A 20397-nucleotide genomic window follows, 5' to 3' on the forward strand; every position below is an offset into this window, starting at 1 on the left:
TCCGCGTCCCGCCCCTGCCGCCTGCGTTACCGCATGTTTCCCACCGATCACTCCTGATGGAGCATCAATGCGCTCATCACCTTTTGGAAGACCGCGCTTCCACATACCCGTACGCACGGTGCGCAACTGCGTACTGACCGTGGCGCTGGCCCTCTCCGTCGGACTGCTGCCGCAGTACGCGCCGGAGGCCACCGCCTCGACCGAATCCGAGGGAGCGGCCTGGCCCGAACTCCAGACCAAGCACGACGATCCGGTCTCCGGCAAGAACGGCAAGGCCCGGAAGTTCACCGGCACCGACCAGACCGCCCGCGCCGAGGTGACCGAGGCGGACGCGGTCAGCTGGCCCGAGGCCACCTCCGACGAGGTCGCGGTCGGGGCCAAGGGGTCCCGGGGAACACAGGCCGAGGGCCTGCCCCTGAAGGTCGCCGCCACCGGCTCCGGCAGCCCGGACCGGGTCCGGGTCGAGGTCCTGGCCCGTAAGAAGGCCGAGAAGGCGGGCATCGACGGCCCGCTGATGACCGTGGCACGGGCCGACGGAGAGCCGAAGCGCGGACCGGTCCAGGTCTCGCTCGACTACGGGGACTTCACCGGCGCCTACGGTGGCGGCTACGGCTCGCGACTGCACCTGGTGACGTATCCGGAGTGCGTGCTCACCACGCCGGAGCGGCCGGGATGTTCCACGGCCACCCCGCTGGCGACCACCAACGACACCCAGCGCTCCACGCTGACCGCGAAGGTGTCCGCCGCACCGGACGCGACGACGGACACGACGACGGACGGGGCGGCCTCGAAGACCGCGGCGGCAGCGGCCTCCCCCGTCACCGTCCTGGCCGCCACCGCCGGAGCCGGCGGCGACCAGGGCAACTTCGGCGCCACCTCGCTCAAGCCCTCGTCGCAGTGGAGCGTCTCCAACTCCTCCGGCGTCTTCAACTGGTCCTACCCGATCAGCGCCCCGCCCGTGCCCGGCGGACAGGCCCCGGGAGTCACCCTCACCTACAGTTCGCAGTCGGTCGACGGACAGACCGCCGCCACGAACAACCAGGGCTCCTGGATCGGTGAGGGCTTCGGCTACGAGCCGGGCTACATCGAGCGCCGCTACAAGCCGTGCGCCGACGACGGCCACGACGACACCAACGGCGACCAGTGCTGGGGCTTCGACAACGCCACCATCTCGCTGGCCGGCGGCACCTCGGGCGAGCTGATCAAGGACGACACCACCGGCGAGTGGCACGTCGGCTCCGACGATTTCTCCAAGATCGAGAAGCTCACCGGCGCCACCAACGGCGACGACGACGGCGAGTACTGGAAGCTCACCGCCACGGACGGCACCCAGTTCTTCTTCGGCAGCAACCGGCTGCCCGGCTTCGCGACCGGCAACGAGACCACCAAGTCCGCCTGGACCGTCCCCGTCTACGGTGACGACAGCGGTGAGCCCTGCTACAAGGCCACCCTCGCGGACGCCTACTGCGACCAGGCGTGGCGCTGGAACCTCGACCACGTCATCGACCCGCACGGCAACACCATGTCGTACTTCTACGGCACGGAGACCAACTACTACACCCAGGGCCTGAAGACCGGGGAGAACGGCAAGCCGTACATCCGGGGCGGCTACCTCAAGCGCATCGACTACGGGCAGCGGGAGAACAAGGCCTACTCCACCAAGCCCGCCGCGCGCGTCGTGTTCACGACCGAGGAGCGGTGCCTGGGCAAGCTCACGGACTGCTCGGAATCGGCGCTGAAGGACACCACGGCCGCCGACTGGCCGGACGTGCCGTGGGACCGCAACTGCAAGGCCGACACCAAGTGCCCGGGGCAGAACTCGCCCACCTTCTGGACCCGCAAGATGCTCAGCGGGATCACCACGCAGATCCGCGACGGCGACACCACCTACGAGGACGTCGACGTCTGGAAGCTGGGGCACAAGTTCACCGACAACGGTGACGGCTCCCGGTCGCTCTGGCTCGACACCATCGACCACACGGGCCGGGTGGGCACCGACAAGTCCGTTCCCACGGTGCGTCTGCACGGCATCCAGCTCGCCAACCGCATCGACATCCCCAACGACAACATCCAGCCGTTCTACCGCTTCCGCCTCAGCGGTGTGGAGAGCGAGTCGGGCAGCGCCCTGTCGGTCAACTACTCGAAGCCGGAGTGCACCCCCACCACGCTGCCCAAACCGGGTGAGTCGACGGTGCGCTGCTACCCGGTCAAGTGGAACCCGCCGGGTGTGAAGGACCCCGTCACCGACTGGTTCAACAAGTACGTCGTCACCGACGTGGCCGAGCAGGACCTGGTCGGGGGAGCCCCGGACCAGGTCACCACGTACACGTACCTGGGCGACGCCGGCTGGCGCAAGGCCAGGCCCGACGGACTGTCCAAGACCGACTACCTGACGTGGAGCGACTGGCGCGGCTACGGCAAGGTCCGGGTCGAGACCTCGGACGGCAGCGTCAAGCCCTCCAACACCAGGACCGAGCACGTCTTCTTCCGCGGCCTGCACGGGGACACCGACCCCGGCGGCGGTACCCGCACCGTCAAACTGACCGCCTCCAACGGGAATGAGTACGAGGACACCGACTGGAAGTCCGGCACCGAACTGGAGACCACGACCTACAACGGCGACAAGATCGTCTCCAAGTCGGTCAACGTCCCCTGGACCAAGGTCACCGGAACCCGCGTCAAGGACTGGGGAACCTCCACCTCCCGCTTCGTCAGGGTCAGCCGCACCGACACCTACGAGGCGCTGGCGGCCGGCGGCTGGCGGCGGACCGCGTCCACCACGTCGTACGACGACAAGGGCCGTGCCGTCCAGGTCGCCGACGTCGGGGACGTGGACGTCGCCGACAACCAGTGCACCCGCACCGAGTACGCCGACAACCCCGACAAGCACATGTACAGCTACGTGTCGCGGGTCGAGACCGTCTCGGTGGACTGCGGCGCGACGACGGACCGCTCCAAGCACGTCATCTCCGACGACCTGACCTTCTACGACAACACGACCACCGTGGGCGCCGCGCCGACCAAGGGCGACACGACCCTGGTGAAGCGGCTGTCCGCGCACGACGGCAAGACCGCGACGTACCAGGAGGTCTCCACCTCCACGTACGACTCCTACGGGCGCCCGCTGGTCGCGACCGACGCGGCGAAGACGCCGACCACGGTCACCTACAAGGAGAACGCGTACGGGCTGGCCGTGTCCAAGACGGAGACGAACGTCTTCGGCTGGGCCTCGACCACCGAGTACGCCCCCCAGTGGGGCACGGTCTCGGCGCAGACCGACATGAACGGCAAGCGCACGGACCTGGCGTACGACGGGCTCGGCCGCATCGTCTCGGTGTGGATGCCCGACCGGTCGAAGACGGACCACACCCCGTCCATCGCCTATGAGTACGGCATCCGGGCCGACGGCGCGAACTACCTGCACACGCAGAAGATCAAGAAGGACGGAGCCGCCTACCGCCACGAGTACACCCTCTACGACGGCCTGCTGAGGCCGCGCCAGGTCCAGACCGAGGCCCAGGGCGGCGGACGCCTCCTGGCGGACACGTACTACGACGGCTCCGGCCGCGTGGTGAAGACCAACAGCACCTACTACGCCAAGGGCGCACCGTCCTCGACGCTGTTCGTCCCGGTCAACGCGGACATCGACGCACAGACGGTGACCGAGTTCGACGGGGCCGGCCGCACCACGGCCAGCATCTTCAACGTCGCGGGCGTGGAGAAGAACCGCACCACCTTCACCTACGGCGGTGACCGGGTCCACGTGGATCCGCCGAACGGCCAGATCCCGACCACGACGATCACGGACGCGCAGGACCGCACGGTCGAACTGCGCCAGTACAAGGGCGACAAGCCCCTTCCGACGGGAACCGCGGCCGACTACGTCGCCACGACGTACGCGTACACGCCGTCCGGCCAGCTGGCCAAGGTGACCGACGACAAGAAGAACACCTGGACGTACACGTACGACCAGCGGGGCCGCAAGCACAGCGCGACCGACCCCGACACCGGCACCAGCACGTTCGAGTACGACGACCTGGACCGGCTGCTGTCGACCACGGACTCGCGGAACAACACCGTCACGTCGGTCTACGACAAGATCGGCCGCGTCACCGAGACCTGGCAGGGCGCCGCGAGCACCGGCACCAAGCTGTCCGTGTCGAAGTACGACACGGTGGCCAAGGGCGAGTTGTACGGCACGTACACCTACAAGGACGGCGCCGTCCTCTCGTCGGTGACCCACACCGCGCTCTCCGACGACCTCGAACCGACCAAGACCAAGTACTACCTGTCGAAGACGGCCGAGCCCGAACTGGGCGGCACGTACGAGGTCGACACCGAGTACAACGCCGACGGCACGGTCAGTTCGCAGACGGTCCCGGCCGGAGGCGGCCTGGCCGAGGAGACGCTCTCGTACCTGTACGACGACCTGCAGCGTCCGATCGGTCTGGACACCTCGCTCGGCGGGTCGAACTACGTCTCCAAGGTCGCGTACTCGCCGACGAACGAGCTGACGGGTCTGGAGCTGAGCACGGGCCGGGCCGGGGACAAGAAGACGTCCCTTTCCTACGCCTACGAGCAGGGCACCGCGCGGCTCGTCAACGCCCGGGTCGCTGTCGAGGGCACCCCCGTGTCCTACGACGCCCGGTACACCTACGACGCGGGCGGCAACGTCCAGTCGATCGTGGACGCCCCGGCCGGCGGCGCCGCCGCCGACGCCCAGTGCTTCCGGTACGACGGCCTGCGCCAGATGACCGAGGCGTGGACGTCGAAGGTCACCCCGGACGGAGCCGCGGGCACCGGTCCGGCCGACGCCGCCTGCGCCCCCGCCGCCTCAGCGACGACGGTCGGCGGTACGGCACCGTACTGGTCCTCCTACGCGTTCGACACGCTCGGCAACCGGACGTCGGAGACCACCCACGGCATCAACGGCTCCGCCACCTCCACCAAGACGTACACCTACGGGGAGAACGGCGAGGGCCCGCACCAGCTCACCACCCAGACGGTGGACACCACCGCCACCTCGTCCACCCCGGCCGTCAAGTCGGCCAACACCTACACCTACGACAACACGGGCAACACCGAGACCCGTGTGCTCAACGGCGACACCCAGAAGCTCGACTGGGACAAGCAGGGCGAGCTCGCCAAGGTCACCAATGCCGACGCCACCACCACGGACTACGTCTACGACGCGTCCGGCGGGCGTCTGCTGAGGAAGACGGCGGACGAGTCCACGTTCTACCTCCCGGGCATGGAACTGCACCTCAAGAAGTCCACCGGTGCGGTGACGGCCACCCGCTACTACGGCCTGGCCGGCCAGACCGTCGCGGTCCGGGACAACAACGGTGTGACGTTCCTGGCCTCCGACCACCACGGCACCGCACAGTTCGCCGTGGACGCGGCCACCGGCACCGTCCAGCGGCGTCGGATGGACCCCTTCGGCGCCGAGCGCGAGCGCACGCCGTCGGACTGGGTGGACGACAAGGGATTCGTCGGCGGCACGGTGCAGGAGTCCACCGGACTCACCACACTCGGAGCACGTGAGTACGACTCCGGGACCGGTCGGTTCATATCCGCCGACCCGATCATCGACTACACCGATCCCCAGCAGATCAACGGCTACGCGTACGGCCTGAACAACCCGGTCACCTTCTCCGACCCGGACGGCCTGAAGCCCGACGACTGCATGATGATCGGCATCAGCTGCAACCTGAACAACAAGGGCGGCTGGGACGTCAAGGCCACCCAGGACTACTACAGCTACTACCAGGTCCAGGCCCCGAACGAGACCCCGGCACAGCACAAGGCCCGCAAGGCGCAGAACGACGCCGACGTGGCCAAGCAGCGCGCGATCGCCGCGGCCAAGGAACTGGCCAAGATCGCCGCCGACGAACTCGGCATCACCGACGCCCTCGACTGCTTCACCACGGGCGCCCTGGGCGCCTGCGGCGCCACCATCATCAACGTCGTCACCAGCGCGGCCGGCGGCATGATCGGCAAATTGGCCAGCAGATATGGCCTCCCATGGAAGTGGAAGAAGGGCGCTGAACTTATCGCCTCCGTGGGGCGCGCGCTCGACAAACTGATCAGTGGCGTCAAGACCTGGTTTAGCAAGTCGAAGCTGGCTCAGGAACTGGGCTCCTGCCCTATCGGCAATAGTTTCACCTCAGGCACCCTGGTGCTCATGGCTGACGGCTCATCCAAACCGATCGAGAAGGTCAAGATTGGTGATGAAGTCGTCGCTACGGACCCTGATACCGGCGAAATAAGATCCCAAAAGGTCACGGCTGAGATAAAGGGTCGCGGCCTGAAGAACCTCGTCAAGGTCACCCTCGACATCGATGGCCCCAAGGGCGACAAGACCGCCTCGGTCACGGCCACGGACGGTCACCCGTTCTGGGTGCCGGAACTGGGTGCCTGGATCAACGCCACCGACCTGAAATCGGGCGAACAGCTCCGCACGGACTCAGGGGAGCAGGTAACGATCCAGACGGTCAAGCGCTGGACGGTCCTGGACGAGACGGTCTACAACCTCACAGTCAGCAAGACCCACACGTACTATGTGCTGGCAGGGGCTACGCCGGTACTCGTTCACAACTGTGGCAGCGCCAGGTTTGCGGTTGATTCCAGCGGTGTTGCGACTGACCTGGAAAACCCGGTGACAGCGACTGAGGCTTACAGTCGCGCCAAGCACTACGGCGGCTCTCAGACGGACGGCGCGAGTGGACGTGCCGCTCGGGCAGCGGGCGAGGGGCAGCCTTGCCCGGACTGTGGTGCCACGATGACAACAGGTACGCGGCATGCCCCGATTCCCGAGCATGATCCACCACTGGTTCTGCACTACTATCGGGGCGGAGGCTCAGCGATGACGGGTGCAGAGCGAAAAGCCTATGCAAGGAACGATGGTATTAACGGAGCTGCATGCCAAACCTGTCAGCGGTCACAAGGGGCTGAAATGACAAAGGTTTCAAAGGCGATTAAGAGGAACCTGGGACTATGACTAAAGGAAACGAACGAATGTCTGCCATCGAGGGGCATGTTCGAAGTTTCTGGGACGGTCATATTGTGGAGTCTGCCTCCTGGGAGCGGGGCCCAATTCGCGAGAGGGTTCCGCAGTTCACTGTCTATCGAGTCATGCCCAAGCGTGCTGGTCAGGCTTGGGTGTACGTGACGGTGGGGTCTTCGCTTGATGGAGCCGACGCCGACGGAACCGAGTTCTTTATCATGTCGCCGGTGGCTTCCGACGTTCACTCGGAAACGTTGGCGATGGTAAGTCACTACCACTCTTTCGAGGCTCATCGGTTGACGGTTGGTTCGGTAATTAATATCGGACGCCCGTGGATGCCAGGTTCACGTATGGACCATCTTCTGGTGAGCCTGCCGTATCCGTATGGGCCCGAACTGGAGTGGTCTCCTCCTGAGGCTGGACGTGCGCGATTCCTGTGGCTGCTGCCGATTCATAAGAGTGAAGCCGAATTCATCAGGCGTGAAAACCTTGATGAGTTTGAGTCCAGGCTAGATTCGAGAGCTGTAAACGTGCTGGACCCCGATCGAGATCCGGTCCTCTAAGTGAGATGGAACCTGCGTGCTGTGCGGATCTCGCTGTGGAGCTAAATTCAGCGGATTGCTGGATTCGGCCTTGATGGGAATCTAGGGATTCTGAACCCGGTTGTAGAGCCCCACCAGGAATAATCCGGTGGGGCTCTACAGCGGTTTGGCGGAAACGTCAGCAAGCGGCAAGTGAGGTGTCCGTCCCGAGCGACGCCGATGCCCTGTTCCAGGGAATAGATCGAGTGGAATCCCGCGCTGCGGAGAAGGCAGCTGCACTGGACCTCTAGCTCAGCGGTGCACTGCGGGCAGAGTTGAGTTCGTGTTGTCGCGCGCGGGCCGACTCGCGAGGCCTTCGAGCTACGCGGTGTGCTCCGTCAGGGCCCCGTCCTTCTCCGCGTACAGGGTGCCGGTCTGCGGGCACTCCCACACACCCGGCTCGCCCTCGCGCTCCACGAGCTTCACGCCCGCGTGGCCGACCCAGCCGATCCGGCGGGCCGGGACGCCGACGACGAGACCGAAGTCGGGGACGTCCTTGGTGACCACCGCGCCGGCCGCGACCATGGCCCAGCGGCCGATCCGGACCGGGGCGACGGCGACCGAGCGGGCGCCCAGGGAGGCGCCCTCGGCGATCTTCACGCCCACGGCCTCCCAGTCGCCGCCGCGCTTCTGCTTGCCGTCGGGGTCGACGGAGCGCGGGTTGTGGTCGTTGGTGAGGACCACCGACGGGCCGATGAAGACCCCGTCCGCCAGCTCGGCGGGCTCGTACACGAGCGCGTAGTTCTGGATCTTGACGTTGTCGCCGATCCGGACGCCCGTGCCGACGTAGGCGCCGCGTCCCACCACACAGCCCTCGCCGAGCCGGGCGCCCTCGCGGATCTGGGCGAGCTCCCAGACACTGCTCCCGGCGCCGATCTCGGCGGTCTCGTCGACCTGGGCGGTGGGCTGGACTCTGTAGTTCACTGAACGTCTGCCTTTCGGAGTGGGTCCTCGCGCGGCGAGCCTACGACCTGGCGGAACACGGTCTCTCCCGAGGCGTCCGACAGCGGCCCGGTTTGACCGGCCGCGGGCAGCCCCGTAATCTTGCCCATCGGCGTGTTTCCTACGCGCGCCTTCCCCTGAGCACATTCCTTCCGACGGCTCCGCCCGCCGGGAGAGGCCGCTCATCCTTCCGGATCGTCACGGGCCCGAGCCCGTGCGGGCGGCTGGCATCAGGGGTTCCGTTCCGAGCGAGAGAGAGATCCGCGTGTACGCCATCGTGCGCAGCGGTGGCCGCCAGCACAAGGTTGCTGTCGGTGACATCGTCGAGGTTGACAAGATTTCCACGGCCAAGGTTGGCGACACGGTCGAGCTCTCGACCCTGCTCGTGGTCGACGGCGACGCCGTGACCAGCGACCCGTGGGTGCTGGCCGGCATCAAGGTCCAGGCCGAGGTCGTGGACCACCACAAGGGTGCGAAGATCGACATCCTTCGCTACAAGAACAAGACCGGCTACCGCCGTCGCCAGGGTCACCGCCAGCAGTACACGGCGATCAAGGTCACCGGTATCCCCGCGGCTGCGAAGTAAGGGACTGAGGAGACATGGCACACAAGAAGGGCGCATCGTCCACCCGGAACGGGCGCGATTCCAATGCTCAGCGGCTCGGCGTGAAGCGCTTCGGCGGTCAGGCCGTCAACGCCGGTGAGATCCTGGTCCGCCAGCGCGGCACCCACTTCCACCCGGGCACGGGCGTCGGCCGTGGCGGCGACGACACGCTGTTCGCGCTCGCCGCCGGTGCGGTCGAGTTCGGCACGCACCGTGGCCGCAAGGTCGTGAACATCGTTCCGATCGCCGGCTGACACCCCGGCGCTCGTCGAGCGATCTCTGCGGAGGCGGACCTCACTTCCCGTACGGGAAGCGGGTCCGCCTTTCGCGTGTTCCTCCCATGAGGAACGTCGTTCCCCCGGGCCCCAGGGCGCGGGCGGCGGGACGACACGAGTGAGACATTTCTGTACGGATGTAACTGGAGGTTCCACCCATGACCACCTTCGTGGACCGCGTCGAACTGCATGTCGCCGCGGGTAACGGAGGCCACGGCTGTGCCTCCGTACACCGCGAGAAGTTCAAGCCGCTCGGCGGCCCGGACGGCGGCAACGGCGGCCGTGGCGGCGATGTGACCCTGGTCGTCGACCAGGCGGTCACCACGCTTCTCGACTATCACCACCACCCCCACCGCAAGGCCACCAACGGCCAGCCCGGCGCGGGCGACCACCGTTCCGGCAAGGACGGCCAGGACCTGGTCCTGCCGGTGCCCGACGGTACGGTCGTGCTCGACCGGAACGGCGAGGTGCTCGCCGACCTGGTCGGCCAGGGCACCACGTTCGTCGCCGGCCAGGGCGGCCGAGGTGGCCTCGGCAACGCCGCGCTGGCCTCCGCCCGGCGCAAGGCCCCCGGCTTCGCGCTGCTCGGCGAGCCCGGCGAGGCCCGGGACATCGTCCTGGAGCTGAAGACCGTCGCCGACGTCGCGCTGGTCGGCTACCCGAGCGCGGGCAAGTCCTCGCTGATCTCCGTCCTCTCCGCGGCCAAGCCGAAGATCGCCGACTACCCCTTCACCACCCTCGTCCCGAACCTCGGCGTGGTGACCGCGGGCAGCACCGTCTACACCGTCGCCGACGTCCCCGGCCTGATCCCGGGCGCCAGCCAGGGCCGCGGCCTGGGCCTGGAGTTCCTGCGCCACGTCGAGCGCTGCTCGGTCCTGGTGCACGTACTGGACACCGCGACGCTGGAGTCCGACCGCGACCCGGTCTCCGACCTCGACATCATCGAGGAGGAGCTGAAGCAGTACGGCGGCCTCGAGGACCGGCCCCGCATCGTCGTCCTCAACAAGATCGACATCCCGGACGGCCAGGACCTCGCCGACATGATCCGGCCGGACCTGGAGAAGCGCGGCTACCGCGTCTTCGAGGTGTCCGCGGTCGCCCGTACCGGGCTGAAGGAGCTCTCCTACGCGCTCGCCGGGATCGTCGCCGAGGCGCGCGCGGCCAAGCCGGTGGAGGTGGCGACCCGGATCGTCATCCGCCCGAAGGCCGTCGACGAGGCGGGCTTCACCGTCACGCAGGAGGAGGACGGCCTCTACCGGGTGCGCGGCGAGAAGCCGGAGCGCTGGGTGCGCCAGACCGACTTCAACAACGACGAGGCCGTCGGCTACCTGGCCGACCGGCTCAACCGCCTCGGGGTCGAGGGCGCGCTGCTGAAGGCCGGTGCCCGGTCCGGGGACGGCGTCGCGATCGGCGCCGAGGACAACGCGGTCGTCTTCGACTGGGAGCCGTCGATGTCCGCCGGCGCGGAGATGCTCGGCCGCCGGGGCGAGGACCACCGCTTCGAGGAGCCGCGCCCGGCGGCACAGCGCCGCCGCGACCGCGAGGCGGAGCGCGACGAGGCCCAGCGCGACTTCGACGACTTCAACCCGTTCTGATCCGGCCATCCTGTTCCGGCCGGTCGCGCGCCCCGTACAGCCCGTACGGACCCTGTGCGACCGGCCGGAGCACGTTCCTCCTGTCACACGTCCGAGGGAACCAAACCTGCTCAGGGGTGATTGATACCGCTCAGTCGTGTGGCGTCGATCACCCGTCAGGGAGGCGCGGATTCCGGTATTCGCCCTGATGACAAGGGAACGAAAGGTTTCACGGGGGCGTGCGGCGGCCGTCGTCCACCTTGCGAGACGGTAACGGAGAGTGCAACCATCGCTGTATCTCCCAGCCTCGCAAGGTAGGTCGTCTGTGTCTGCTCAGCACATAGCCAAAGCCCGAACCACAGCAGTCGTGCTCGCCGGCGGCACCGGCCAGCGCGTGGGTCTGTCCATTCCCAAGCAGCTGCTGAAGATCGCTGGCAAGGCCGTTATCGAGCACACGCTGTCGATCTTCCAGCAGTCCGATTCCATCGACGACATCATCGTGCTGATGGCGCCGGGTTACGTGCCCGACGTGGAGAAGATCGTCGCCAAGGCCGGCCTCACCAAGGTCGTCAGGGTGATCGAGGGCGGCTCCACGCGCAACGAGACCACCGAGCGCGCCATCGCGGCCCTCGGCGAGGGCCTGGCCGAGGGCGAGGACCGCAACGTCCTCTTCCACGACGCCGTGCGCCCGCTGCTCTCGCAGCGCGTCATCAAGGACTGCGTCGACGCCCTCGACCGCTACCAGGCGGTCGACGTCGCCATCCCGTCCGCGGACACGATCATCGTGACCCGCACCCACGGCGGCGACGGCGAGTTCATCACCGACGTGCCGGACCGCTCCCGGCTGCGCCGGGGCCAGACGCCGCAGGCCTTCAAGCTGTCCACGATCCGCCGGGCCTACGAGGTCGCCGCGGGCGACCCGAACTTCCAGGCGACCGACGACTGCTCGGTCGTGCTGAAGTACCTCCCCGACGTACCGATCTACGTCGTGGCCGGCGACGAGTACAACATGAAGGTCACGCAGCCGGTCGACGTCTTCATCGCGGACAAGCTGTTCCAGCTGGCCTCCACGGCAGCCCCGCAGCCCGCCGACGACGCCGCCTACCGCGAGCTGCTCACCGGCAGGACCCTGGTCGTCTTCGGAGGCTCGTACGGCATCGGCGCGGACATCGCGACGCTCGCCGAGTCCTACGGCGCCACCGTCTACGCCCTGGGCCGCTCCACCACCGGCACGCACGTGGAGAACCCGGTCCACATCGACGAGGCGCTCTCCAAGGCGTACGCCGAGACCGGCCGGGTCGACTACGTCATCAACACCGCCGGGGTGCTCCGCATCGGCAAGCTCGCCGGGACCGACAGCGCGACCATCCAGGAGGCGCTCAACGTCAACTACCTGGCCCCCGTGCAGATCGCCCGGGCCTCGTACAAGTACCTCGCCGAGACCAAGGGCCAGCTGCTGCTCTACACCTCCAGCAGCTACACCCGGGGCCGCGCGGAGTACAGCCTCTACTCCTCGACCAAGGCCGCCATGGTGAACCTCACCCAGGCGCTCTCGGACGAGTGGGCGGCCGACGGCGTGCGGGTGAACTGCGTGAACCCCGAGCGCACCGCCACCCCGATGCGCACCAAGGCCTTCGGCCAGGAGCCCGCAGGCACCCTGCTCTCCTCCGAGGCGGTGGCCAGGACCTCGCTCGACGTCCTGCTCTCCGAGCTGACCGGTCATGTCATCGACGTACGACAGCAGGACCCCACCAAGGGTGCCTCCGAGGCATCCGGTTTTGAGCAGGCCCTTGCCGCCGTCCTGGACCGACAGGCCGATGTGTAATACTGCTTGACAATCGACTATTCGGACCCCTGCCGTCGCTTCGGGCGAACCGCAGGGGTCCGAATTCGTGAAGCTCTGCCTTCACAATCCCCTCGTAACATAAAGACAAGTCGGCACCCTCGGGAGCGGTACTTCGTGATTTCGAAAGCCATGCGCTTGGCTCGGGTGGGCAGCGGTTCGGAGCTTGCCGCCGCGCTCCTGATGGCTGTGGGGTTCCCGTGCATAATGCTCGCGGCAATAATCCCCAATCTCTGGTTCTTCGCCGCGGCCGTCGCGGCCACCTATCTCGCGGACCGCTATCTGCACCACCGCGGGAGCTACCTGGTCAACCGGCTCACCACCGTCCGGGCCGGTATTTCGATCCGCTTCCTGGTCCGTCAGCTGCTGCTCATCCTGCTGCTGTCCCGCATGGGATACGGCGAGGAGACGCTGTTCTACGTGACGGTCGCCTGCCTGCTGCTCTTCTACGGACTCCAGGCACCGCAGAGCGCGATCGTCACGCTGATCCGGCTGCGCCGCAAGCTGCCGGTGGTCACCCTCAACGTCGACCTGGAGCGGCTGCGCGTCCCCGACGCCCCGCCGACGCTGCTGATGAACCGCCCCGCGGAGAAGATGCTCCATCTGGACGTCTTCGCCATCGCGGGCGTGCTGATCGCGGTCGAGACCGGCAGGGACGGCATCGCCTACGCGGGCTTCGCCGTGACGCTCCTCGCGGCCCTCGGCTACCTGCTGCTGCTCCTGCCCTACATCCGCCCGAAGCGCCAGGTGCCGTCCGCGGACCGGACGCTGGCCGCGGTGGACACCTGGCTGCGTGAGTACAAGCCGTCGGTGGTCCTGTACTTCTCGGGCTCCAAGGAGTCGGCCTACCAGGTCAACATGTGGCTGGAGACCATGGCCCAGCTCGGCGGGCAGCCGATGGTCCTGCTGCGCGAGCGCAACATCGTGCCGCAGCTCGCCACCACCTCGGTGCCGGTGCTCTGCGTGCCCGGCGGCGTGCACCTGATGAACATGGACCTCTCGTCGGTGCGGGTCGCGCTCTACGCGGCCAACGTCGGCAAGAACATCCATCTGCTCCGGGTGCCGACGATGAAGCACGTCTTCATCGGCCACGGCGACAGCGACAAGATCGCCAGCGTCAACCCGTACAGCAAGGTCTACGACGAGGTGTGGACCGCGGGCCGGGCCGGCCGCGACCGGTACGCGCTGGCCGACGTCGGCGTGCGCGACGAGGACATCGTGGAGGTGGGCCGCCCGCAGCTGGCCACCATCCAGCCGTGGTCCGGTGCGCAGAAGAACCCGATCCCGACCGTGCTGTACGCCCCCACCTGGGAGGGCTGGGACGACAACCCGGGCAACACCTCCCTGCTGCTGGCCGGCGAGAACATCGTCAGGCGGCTGCTGACGGCCGAGCGGCCGGTCCGGCTGCTGTACAAGCCGCACCCCTTCACCGGCACCCGCAGCGCCAAGGCCAAGGCCGTGCACCAGCGCATCACGGCGATGATCGAGAAGGCCGCCGCGGAGCGCGCCACCGATGCCCGCTGGTCGGAGCAGGCCGCCGCGCTCAAGGGCGACCAGGCCGCGGCGCGGGCCGAGCTGGCCCGCATCGAGGCGCGACTGGCCGAGCTGGCCGGTGGCGGCGCGAGCACCGCGCGCGACGAGGCGGAGCTGTCCCGGGACTCGCTGGCCGATCCGGCGCGCGAGGCGGAGACGGCGCGGCTCAAGGACGAGTGGAACGCGGCGTCCTGGCGTGCGCAGGGCTGGTGGGAGCACCGGGTCGTCACCGGCGCCCGGATGCGGCTGTACGACTGCTTCAACGAGTCCGACGCCATGGTCTCGGACATCTCCAGCGTGGTCTCCGACTTCATCGCGAGCGGCAAGCCGTACGCGGTCACGGACTCGGCGGAGCTGGGCGCGGAGGAGTTCCGTCGGCAGAACACCGCGGTGCGCGCCGCGGTGATCCTGTCCAACTCGGCGGCCGAGCTGGACGAGCTGCTCGCCGCGGTCGCGGACCCGGCCTCGGACACCCTGGCGGACGACCGGCGCGAGCTGAAGCAGTACCTGCTCGGCCCGGACGAGCCCACCTCGATCGTCCAGTTCGACAACGCGGTCAAGGCGCTCGCGGCCAAGTCCGAAGCCCGGAACACCGGGGTCGCCAAGAGCCTCGGGGAGCCCGTGAGCAGCTGAGAGGCGGCTCATTCGCATTACCGGTCGAGCAAGGCCCGGTACAACCTCGCAAAAGGTTGTACCGGGCCTTTGTGATGAGTGTCACTACACGCTTTTGGGGCGTCGGACAACCGATGGAGACGGTCGACTGTCTTCTGTTTACGTGAAGCAGACGCGAATTCCAGATGTGACCGTGATCGTCGGCGCATATGAAGCGATGCCTTACCTCGTCCGCTGTCTCGAATCGGTGGAGGCGCAGACGATCGGTGCCGAACGGATTGAAATCGTGGCGGTGGACGACGGCTCCACCGACGGCACCGGTGAGTATCTGGAAGAATTCGCGGCGAGGTCCAAAGTCCGGACCAGGGTCGTCAGACAGAAGAACTCCGGCGGGCCCAGCGGGCCGCGCAATGTGGGGCTCGGCCTGGCACGCGGCCGCTATGTGTTCTTCCTGGACGCCGACGACTATTTCGGCGAGGAGGCGCTGGCCCGCATGGTGGCAATGGCTGACCGGGCCGGAACCGATGTGGTGCTCGGCAAGGTGGTCGGCGTGAACAGGGGGGCGCCGCAGTCGATGTGGGGCGCCACCAAGGAGCGCGTCGACGTGTACAGCTCCAAGGTCATTTACACCCTGAGCGCGCAGAAACTCTTCCGGCGCGAACTGCTGGAACGGCTCTCACTGAGGTTCGACGAGAGTCTCCGTACCGGCGAGGACGCCCTCTTCACGATGGAGGCGTATCTGCGGGGTGCCGGGATCTCGGTGATCGCTGATTATGTCTGCTATTACCTGGTGGGCCGTGATGACGGAAAGCACGTCACGAAGAGCGGTACCTACGAATGGCGCTTCGACTCGATGAGCGCCATAATGGCGCTCATTCACCGTATCGAGCCGGCGGGGCCGAAGCGGGATTTCCTGATGGTCCGGCCCTTCACGGTCGGGATGCTCCAGCAGTTCGGGCCCGTGGTGCTGAGGGATTCCGAGGAAGTCCGGCGGCACAAGATGGAACTCGCGCGTCCGCTGATGGACGCGTACTGGCACGCGGGTGTGGCCCGGCTGATCAAGGTTCCGGAACGGCTGCGGCTCGCCTGCGTGGCGTACGGCAGCCCGGACCTCCTCGTCGAGGTGGTGCGGTACGTCCGGGCGAAGACGGTGCCGGACATGGTCCGCTCGCCCGACGGCAGGACTCTCTACCTCGCGTACCCGCGCTTCCGTGACCGGGCGGCGGCGCTGCCCGACTCCATGTACGAGGTCACCGTGCCCGACTGGCGTGACGGCAAGCGCATCGAGCGGCCGGGGGAGGCGGCCCGCCGGGCCTCGCTGTCCCGGCGGGTGGCCCGCAGGATGCGCCGCGACGCGATGCGCTGGAAGGAGCGCCTGAATGTGGGGTAATGGGGCTTGTAAAGCGTGCGTACTTCCAACGGGTGAGTGCGGCGGATTCCCCGAATATCACACCGAATCTCAGTAAAATTGATCGGACGTCGCGGATGCGGCGGGACCGACAGATCTTCTTGGGGACTGGTCAAGTGAAGGCTCTCGTACTGTCCGGAGGGGCCGGCACCCGCCTGCGTCCCATCACGCACACCTCGGCCAAGCAATTGGTGCCCGTGGCGAACAAGCCCGTGCTGTTCTACGGGCTGGAGGCGATCGCGGACGCCGGAATCACCGAGGTCGGCATCATCGTGGGCGACACCGCCCCCGAGATCCGGGAAGCGGTCGGCGACGGCTCGGCCCTCGGCATCGAGGTCACGTACATCCCGCAGGACGAGCCGCTCGGGCTGGCGCACGCGGTGCTGATCGCCCGCGATTTCCTGGGGGACGACGACTTCGTCATGTACCTCGGCGACAACTTCATCGTCGGCGGGATCACCGGTCTGGTGGAGGAGTTCCGCTCGGACCGGCCCGACGCGCAGATCCTGCTGACGCAGGTGCCCAACCCGACCTCCTTCGGCGTCGCGGAGCTGGACGACGCGGGCCGGGTGGTGGCGCTGGAGGAGAAGCCGAAGGAGCCCAAGAGCGATCTGGCGCTCGTGGGCGTCTACCTCTTCACCCCCGCGATCCACGAGGCGGTCCGCGCCATCGAGCCGTCCTGGCGCGGCGAGCTGGAGATCACCCACGCCATCCAGTGGCTGATCGACCAGAAGCGCGACGTGCGTTCCACCACGATCCACGGCTACTGGAAGGACACCGGCAACGTCACCGACATGCTGGAGGTCAACCGGACGGTCCTGGAGACCGTCGAGCCCTCCCACGAGGGCGCCGAGGTGGACGCGGAGAGCGAGATCATCGGCCGGGTCCGGATCGAGCCGGGTGCCAAGGTCAGCGCCAGCCGGATCGTGGGTCCCGCGATCGTCGGAGCCCGGTCGGTGATCAGCGGCGCGTACGTGGGCCCCTTCACCTCGGTCTCGGAGGACGTCCGCATCGAGGACAGCGAGATCGAGTACTCCATCGTCCTGAAGGGTGCCTCCATCGTCGGTGTCCGCCGCGTCGAGGCGTCGCTCATCGGCCATGACGTCGAAGTGACTCCCGCCCCCCGTTCCCCGTCCGCCCACCGACTCGTGCTCGGCGACCACAGCAAGGTGCAGATCTCCTCATGACCACCCACATCCTGGTGACCGGCGGTGCCGGTTTCATCGGATCGCACTACGTCCGTACGGTGCTCGGCCCCGAGGGCCCCGGCGATGTCGCGGTCACCGTGCTCGACAAGCTCACCTACGCGGGAAATCCGGCCAATCTCGACGAGGTGCGCGAGCACCCCGGTTTCCGGTTCGTGCAGGGCGACATCTGCGACGCGGAGCTGGTCGCCGAGTTGATGGCCGAGCACGACCAGGTGGTGCACTTCGCCGCCGAGTCGCACGTGGACCGCTCCATCGACGGGGGCGCCGAGTTCGTCCGTACCAATGTGGTGGGCACGCACACCCTGATCCACGCCGCGCACCTGGCGGGCATCAAGACCTTCGTGCACATCTCCACCGACGAGGTGTACGGCTCGATCGACGAGGGCTCCTGGCCCGAGACCGACCCGCTGGCGCCGAATTCGCCGTACTCCGCGGCCAAGGCGTCCAGCGACCTGATCGCGCTGTCGTACCACCGCACGCACGGCCTCGACGTGCGGGTGACCCGCTGCTCCAACAACTACGGGCACCACCACTTCCCCGAGAAGGTCATCCCGCTCTTCGTCACCAACCTGCTGGACGGGAAGACGGTCCCGCTCTACGGCGACGGCGCCAACGTCCGCGACTGGCTGCACATCGACGACCACGTCCAGGGCATCGAGCTGGTCCGCACCAAGGGCCGGGCCGGCGAGGTCTACAACATCGGCGGCGGCACCGAGCTCTCCAACAAGGAGCTCACCGGGCTGCTGCTGGACGCCTGCGGAGCCGACTGGGACACCAGCGTCACCTATGTGGAGGACCGCAAGGGCCACGACCGCCGCTACTCGGTCGACTGCACCAAGATCCGTGAGGAGCTGGGCTACGAGCCCCGCAAGGACTTCCGCACCGGCCTCGCCGAGACGGTCCAGTGGTACCGCGACAACCGCGCCTGGTGGGAGCCGCTGAAGGAGAGGGCCGCTCTGTGAGCGCCGTCTGGCTGGTCACCGGCGCCGCCGGGATGCTGGGCCGGGACGTCCTGGCCCGGCTCGCCGCCGAGGACGTCACCGCGGTCGCCGCGGACCGCGCGGCGCTGGACGTCGCGGACCCGGACGCGGTGCGGGCGGCCTTCGCGGAACACCGCCCGGCCGTCGTGGTGAACTGCGCCGCCTGGACCGCGGTCGACGACGCGGAGTCCCAGGAGGAGGCCGCGCTGCGGGTCAACGGCACGGGCCCCGCGGTCCTCGCCGAGGCCTGCCGCGAGCACGGCACCGTACTCCTCCAGGTCTCCACCGACTACGTCTTCGCCGGTGACGCCGAGAAGCCGTACGCCGAGGACGACCCGACCGGGCCGCGCAGCGCCTACGGCCGCACCAAGCTGGCCGGCGAGCGGGCCGTGCTGAGCACCTTGCCGGAGTCCGGGTACGTGGTCCGCACCGCCTGGCTGTACGGCGCGGGCGGCGGCAACTTCGTCCGTACGATGATCAGGCTGGAGGGGGTCAAAGAGACCCTCGACGTGGTGGACGACCAGCGCGGCCAGCCCACCTGGACGGTCGACCTGGCCGACCGGCTGGTCCGGCTCGGGCAGGCGGCCCTCGCGGGCGCCGCGCCCGCCGGCGTCTACCACGGCACCAGCGGCGGCGAGACGACCTGGTTCGGCTTCACCCGGGAGATCTTCCGGCTGCTCGGCACCGATCCGGAGCGCGTCCGCCCCACGACCAGCGAAGCCTTCGTACGACCGGCGCCCCGGCCCGCGTACAGCGTGCTGGGGCACGACCGCTGGGCCGCCGCCGGGATCGAACCGGTGCGGGACTGGCGGAATGCGCTGGCGGAGGCTTTTCCGGCGCTGCTCGCGGCGGAGCGCCCGTGATGGTCAATTGATCGACTAATTCGAAGAGGGACGCAACACGGATTTACATAGCAGGAAACGCTTACGTCATCGTGCGATCATAAGATAACTTCGCCGAGCATCCAGCCAGTTGGTTTCTGCGAAGGGCTGCTCCACGTGAACCGCCATGACTTCCTGCGTCACCTGCACCGCGTCTACCGCCCCCGGAACTATCTGGAGATCGGGGTCAACGACGGCAGAAGCCTGGCTCTCTCACGGGTCCCTTCCGTCGCCGTCGACCCCGCCTTCCGGGTCGTCACCGATATCAGCTGCGACGTCCACCTGGTCAGGGCGACCAGCGACGACTTCTTCGCCCGCAAGGACCCGCTGCTGCACCTGCGCAACGGCCGCAACCCGTTCCGCGCCCTCGCCCGCCGCGACCCGCTCAACCTCCTCGGCGGCGACCCGAAGCTGGAGCTGTCCTTCATCGACGGCATGCACCTCTTCGAGTACGCCCTGCGCGACTTCATGAACGTGGAGAAGCACTCCCGCTGGTCGAGCGTGATCGTGCTGGACGACATGCTGCCGCGCGACGTCGACGAGGCCGCCCGGGACCGGCACACGAAGTACTGGACCGGTGACGTGTACAAGGTGGTGCAGGTGCTGCGCCGCTACCGCCCCGACCTGGTGGTCGCCGAGGTGGACACGGAGCCGACCGGTGTGGTCGTCGTGTTCGGCGCCGACCCGGCGAACGACACCCTGAAGAAGGCGTACGACAAGATCATCGAGGAGTACGTCGTACCCGACCCGCAGGACGTCCCCGAGGAAGTGCTGAACCGCAAGAGCGCTGTCCGGCCCGAGGCGCTGCTCCGCGCCGACTTCTGGCCGGCCCTCGCCCGCGCCCGCAATCTGCACCGCCCGCGCTCCGCGTTCGCGCCGCTGCGCCCGCGCATCCAGCGGGTGACCGGCTGACCGGCCGCACACGAAGCCCCCGCGGGTCCGTCGCACGG

Annotated in this window: 13 protein-coding genes; 12 read left to right on the forward strand and 1 reads right to left on the reverse strand. The window is 67.9% G+C overall.

What is annotated here, in order from left to right:
• Positions 1–67 precede the first annotated feature (67 nt).
• Entirely contained in the window at positions 68–7000 is a 6933-nt protein-coding gene (locus tag ACFCV8_RS27865; RefSeq protein ID WP_376688214.1) for a polymorphic toxin-type HINT domain-containing protein, read from the forward strand.
• Positions 7001–7017: 17 nt separating this feature from the next.
• On the forward strand, positions 7018–7569 hold the full coding sequence (locus ACFCV8_RS27870; protein WP_376688215.1) for a suppressor of fused domain protein: 552 nt from the start codon (positions 7018–7020) through the stop codon (positions 7567–7569).
• Between the two features lie 339 nt (positions 7570–7908).
• On the opposite strand, the gene ACFCV8_RS27875 is transcribed toward ACFCV8_RS27870, so the two are convergent.
• Positions 7909–8511 (reverse strand): acyltransferase, encoded by a 603-nt coding sequence (locus tag ACFCV8_RS27875; RefSeq protein ID WP_376688216.1) that lies wholly within the window; start codon positions 8509–8511, stop codon positions 7909–7911.
• A 283-nt stretch (positions 8512–8794) separates the two neighbouring features.
• Between ACFCV8_RS27875 and rplU the strand changes: the two genes are divergently transcribed.
• From rplU to ACFCV8_RS27925, 10 genes are all read left to right on the forward strand, one after another.
• Positions 8795–9115, forward strand: a complete 321-nt coding sequence (rplU, locus tag ACFCV8_RS27880) for a 50S ribosomal protein L21 (RefSeq protein WP_042812502.1) — start codon at positions 8795–8797, stop codon at positions 9113–9115.
• A gap of 14 nt (positions 9116–9129) precedes the next feature.
• Complete coding sequence (gene rpmA / locus ACFCV8_RS27885) at positions 9130–9387, forward strand: 50S ribosomal protein L27 (protein ID WP_018103204.1); 258 nt, start codon at positions 9130–9132, stop codon at positions 9385–9387.
• 179 nt (positions 9388–9566) lie between these two features.
• Entirely contained in the window at positions 9567–11003 is a 1437-nt protein-coding gene (gene obgE, locus ACFCV8_RS27890) for a GTPase ObgE (protein ID WP_376688217.1), read from the forward strand.
• A gap of 304 nt (positions 11004–11307) precedes the next feature.
• Positions 11308–12807, forward strand: coding sequence for a D-ribitol-5-phosphate cytidylyltransferase (locus ACFCV8_RS27895; RefSeq protein ID WP_376688218.1), 1500 nt, complete (start codon positions 11308–11310; stop codon positions 12805–12807).
• 150 nt (positions 12808–12957) lie between these two features.
• Complete coding sequence (locus ACFCV8_RS27900; protein ID WP_376688219.1) at positions 12958–14991, forward strand: hypothetical protein; 2034 nt, start codon at positions 12958–12960, stop codon at positions 14989–14991.
• Positions 14992–15187: 196 nt separating this feature from the next.
• Entirely contained in the window at positions 15188–16360 is a 1173-nt protein-coding gene (locus ACFCV8_RS27905) for a glycosyltransferase family 2 protein (protein WP_376688220.1), read from the forward strand.
• 134 nt (positions 16361–16494) lie between these two features.
• The gene (locus tag ACFCV8_RS27910; protein WP_376688221.1) at positions 16495–17565 is read left to right on the forward strand and encodes a glucose-1-phosphate thymidylyltransferase; all 1071 of its coding nucleotides are present in this window, start codon (positions 16495–16497) and stop codon (positions 17563–17565) included.
• The gene (gene rfbB / locus ACFCV8_RS27915) at positions 17562–18548 is read left to right on the forward strand and encodes a dTDP-glucose 4,6-dehydratase (protein WP_376688222.1); all 987 of its coding nucleotides are present in this window, start codon (positions 17562–17564) and stop codon (positions 18546–18548) included. Before ACFCV8_RS27910 ends, rfbB begins: the two co-directional genes overlap by 4 nt.
• 32 nt (positions 18549–18580) lie before the next feature.
• On the forward strand, positions 18581–19429 hold the full coding sequence (rfbD, locus tag ACFCV8_RS27920; RefSeq protein ID WP_376688224.1) for a dTDP-4-dehydrorhamnose reductase: 849 nt from the start codon (positions 18581–18583) through the stop codon (positions 19427–19429).
• A gap of 135 nt (positions 19430–19564) precedes the next feature.
• On the forward strand, positions 19565–20359 hold the full coding sequence (locus ACFCV8_RS27925; protein ID WP_376688223.1) for a class I SAM-dependent methyltransferase: 795 nt from the start codon (positions 19565–19567) through the stop codon (positions 20357–20359).
• The last annotated feature ends 38 nt before the right edge of the window (positions 20360–20397 follow it).

Origin of the sequence: Streptomyces sp. NPDC056347 (genome assembly GCF_042262625.1) — a bacterium.
Taxonomy (GTDB): domain Bacteria; phylum Actinomycetota; class Actinomycetes; order Streptomycetales; family Streptomycetaceae; genus Streptomyces.

Bases quoted from the DNA above. Each gene is read 5' to 3' on its own strand.
- ACFCV8_RS27905 (WP_376688220.1), top strand. From the start codon at position 15,188: ATGCCTTACCTCGTCCGCTGTCTCGAATCGGTGGAGGCGCAGACGATC.
- ACFCV8_RS27865 (WP_376688214.1), top strand. From the start codon at position 68: ATGCGCTCATCACCTTTTGGAAGACCGCGCTTCCACATACCCGTACGC.
- rpmA (WP_018103204.1), top strand. From the start codon at position 9,130: ATGGCACACAAGAAGGGCGCATCGTCCACCCGGAACGGGCGCGATTCC.
- rfbD (WP_376688224.1), top strand. From the start codon at position 18,581: ATGCTGGGCCGGGACGTCCTGGCCCGGCTCGCCGCCGAGGACGTCACC.
- ACFCV8_RS27900 (WP_376688219.1), top strand. From the start codon at position 12,958: ATGCGCTTGGCTCGGGTGGGCAGCGGTTCGGAGCTTGCCGCCGCGCTC.
- ACFCV8_RS27870 (WP_376688215.1), top strand. From the start codon at position 7,018: ATGTCTGCCATCGAGGGGCATGTTCGAAGTTTCTGGGACGGTCATATT.
- obgE (WP_376688217.1), top strand. From the start codon at position 9,567: ATGACCACCTTCGTGGACCGCGTCGAACTGCATGTCGCCGCGGGTAAC.
- rfbB (WP_376688222.1), top strand. From the start codon at position 17,562: ATGACCACCCACATCCTGGTGACCGGCGGTGCCGGTTTCATCGGATCG.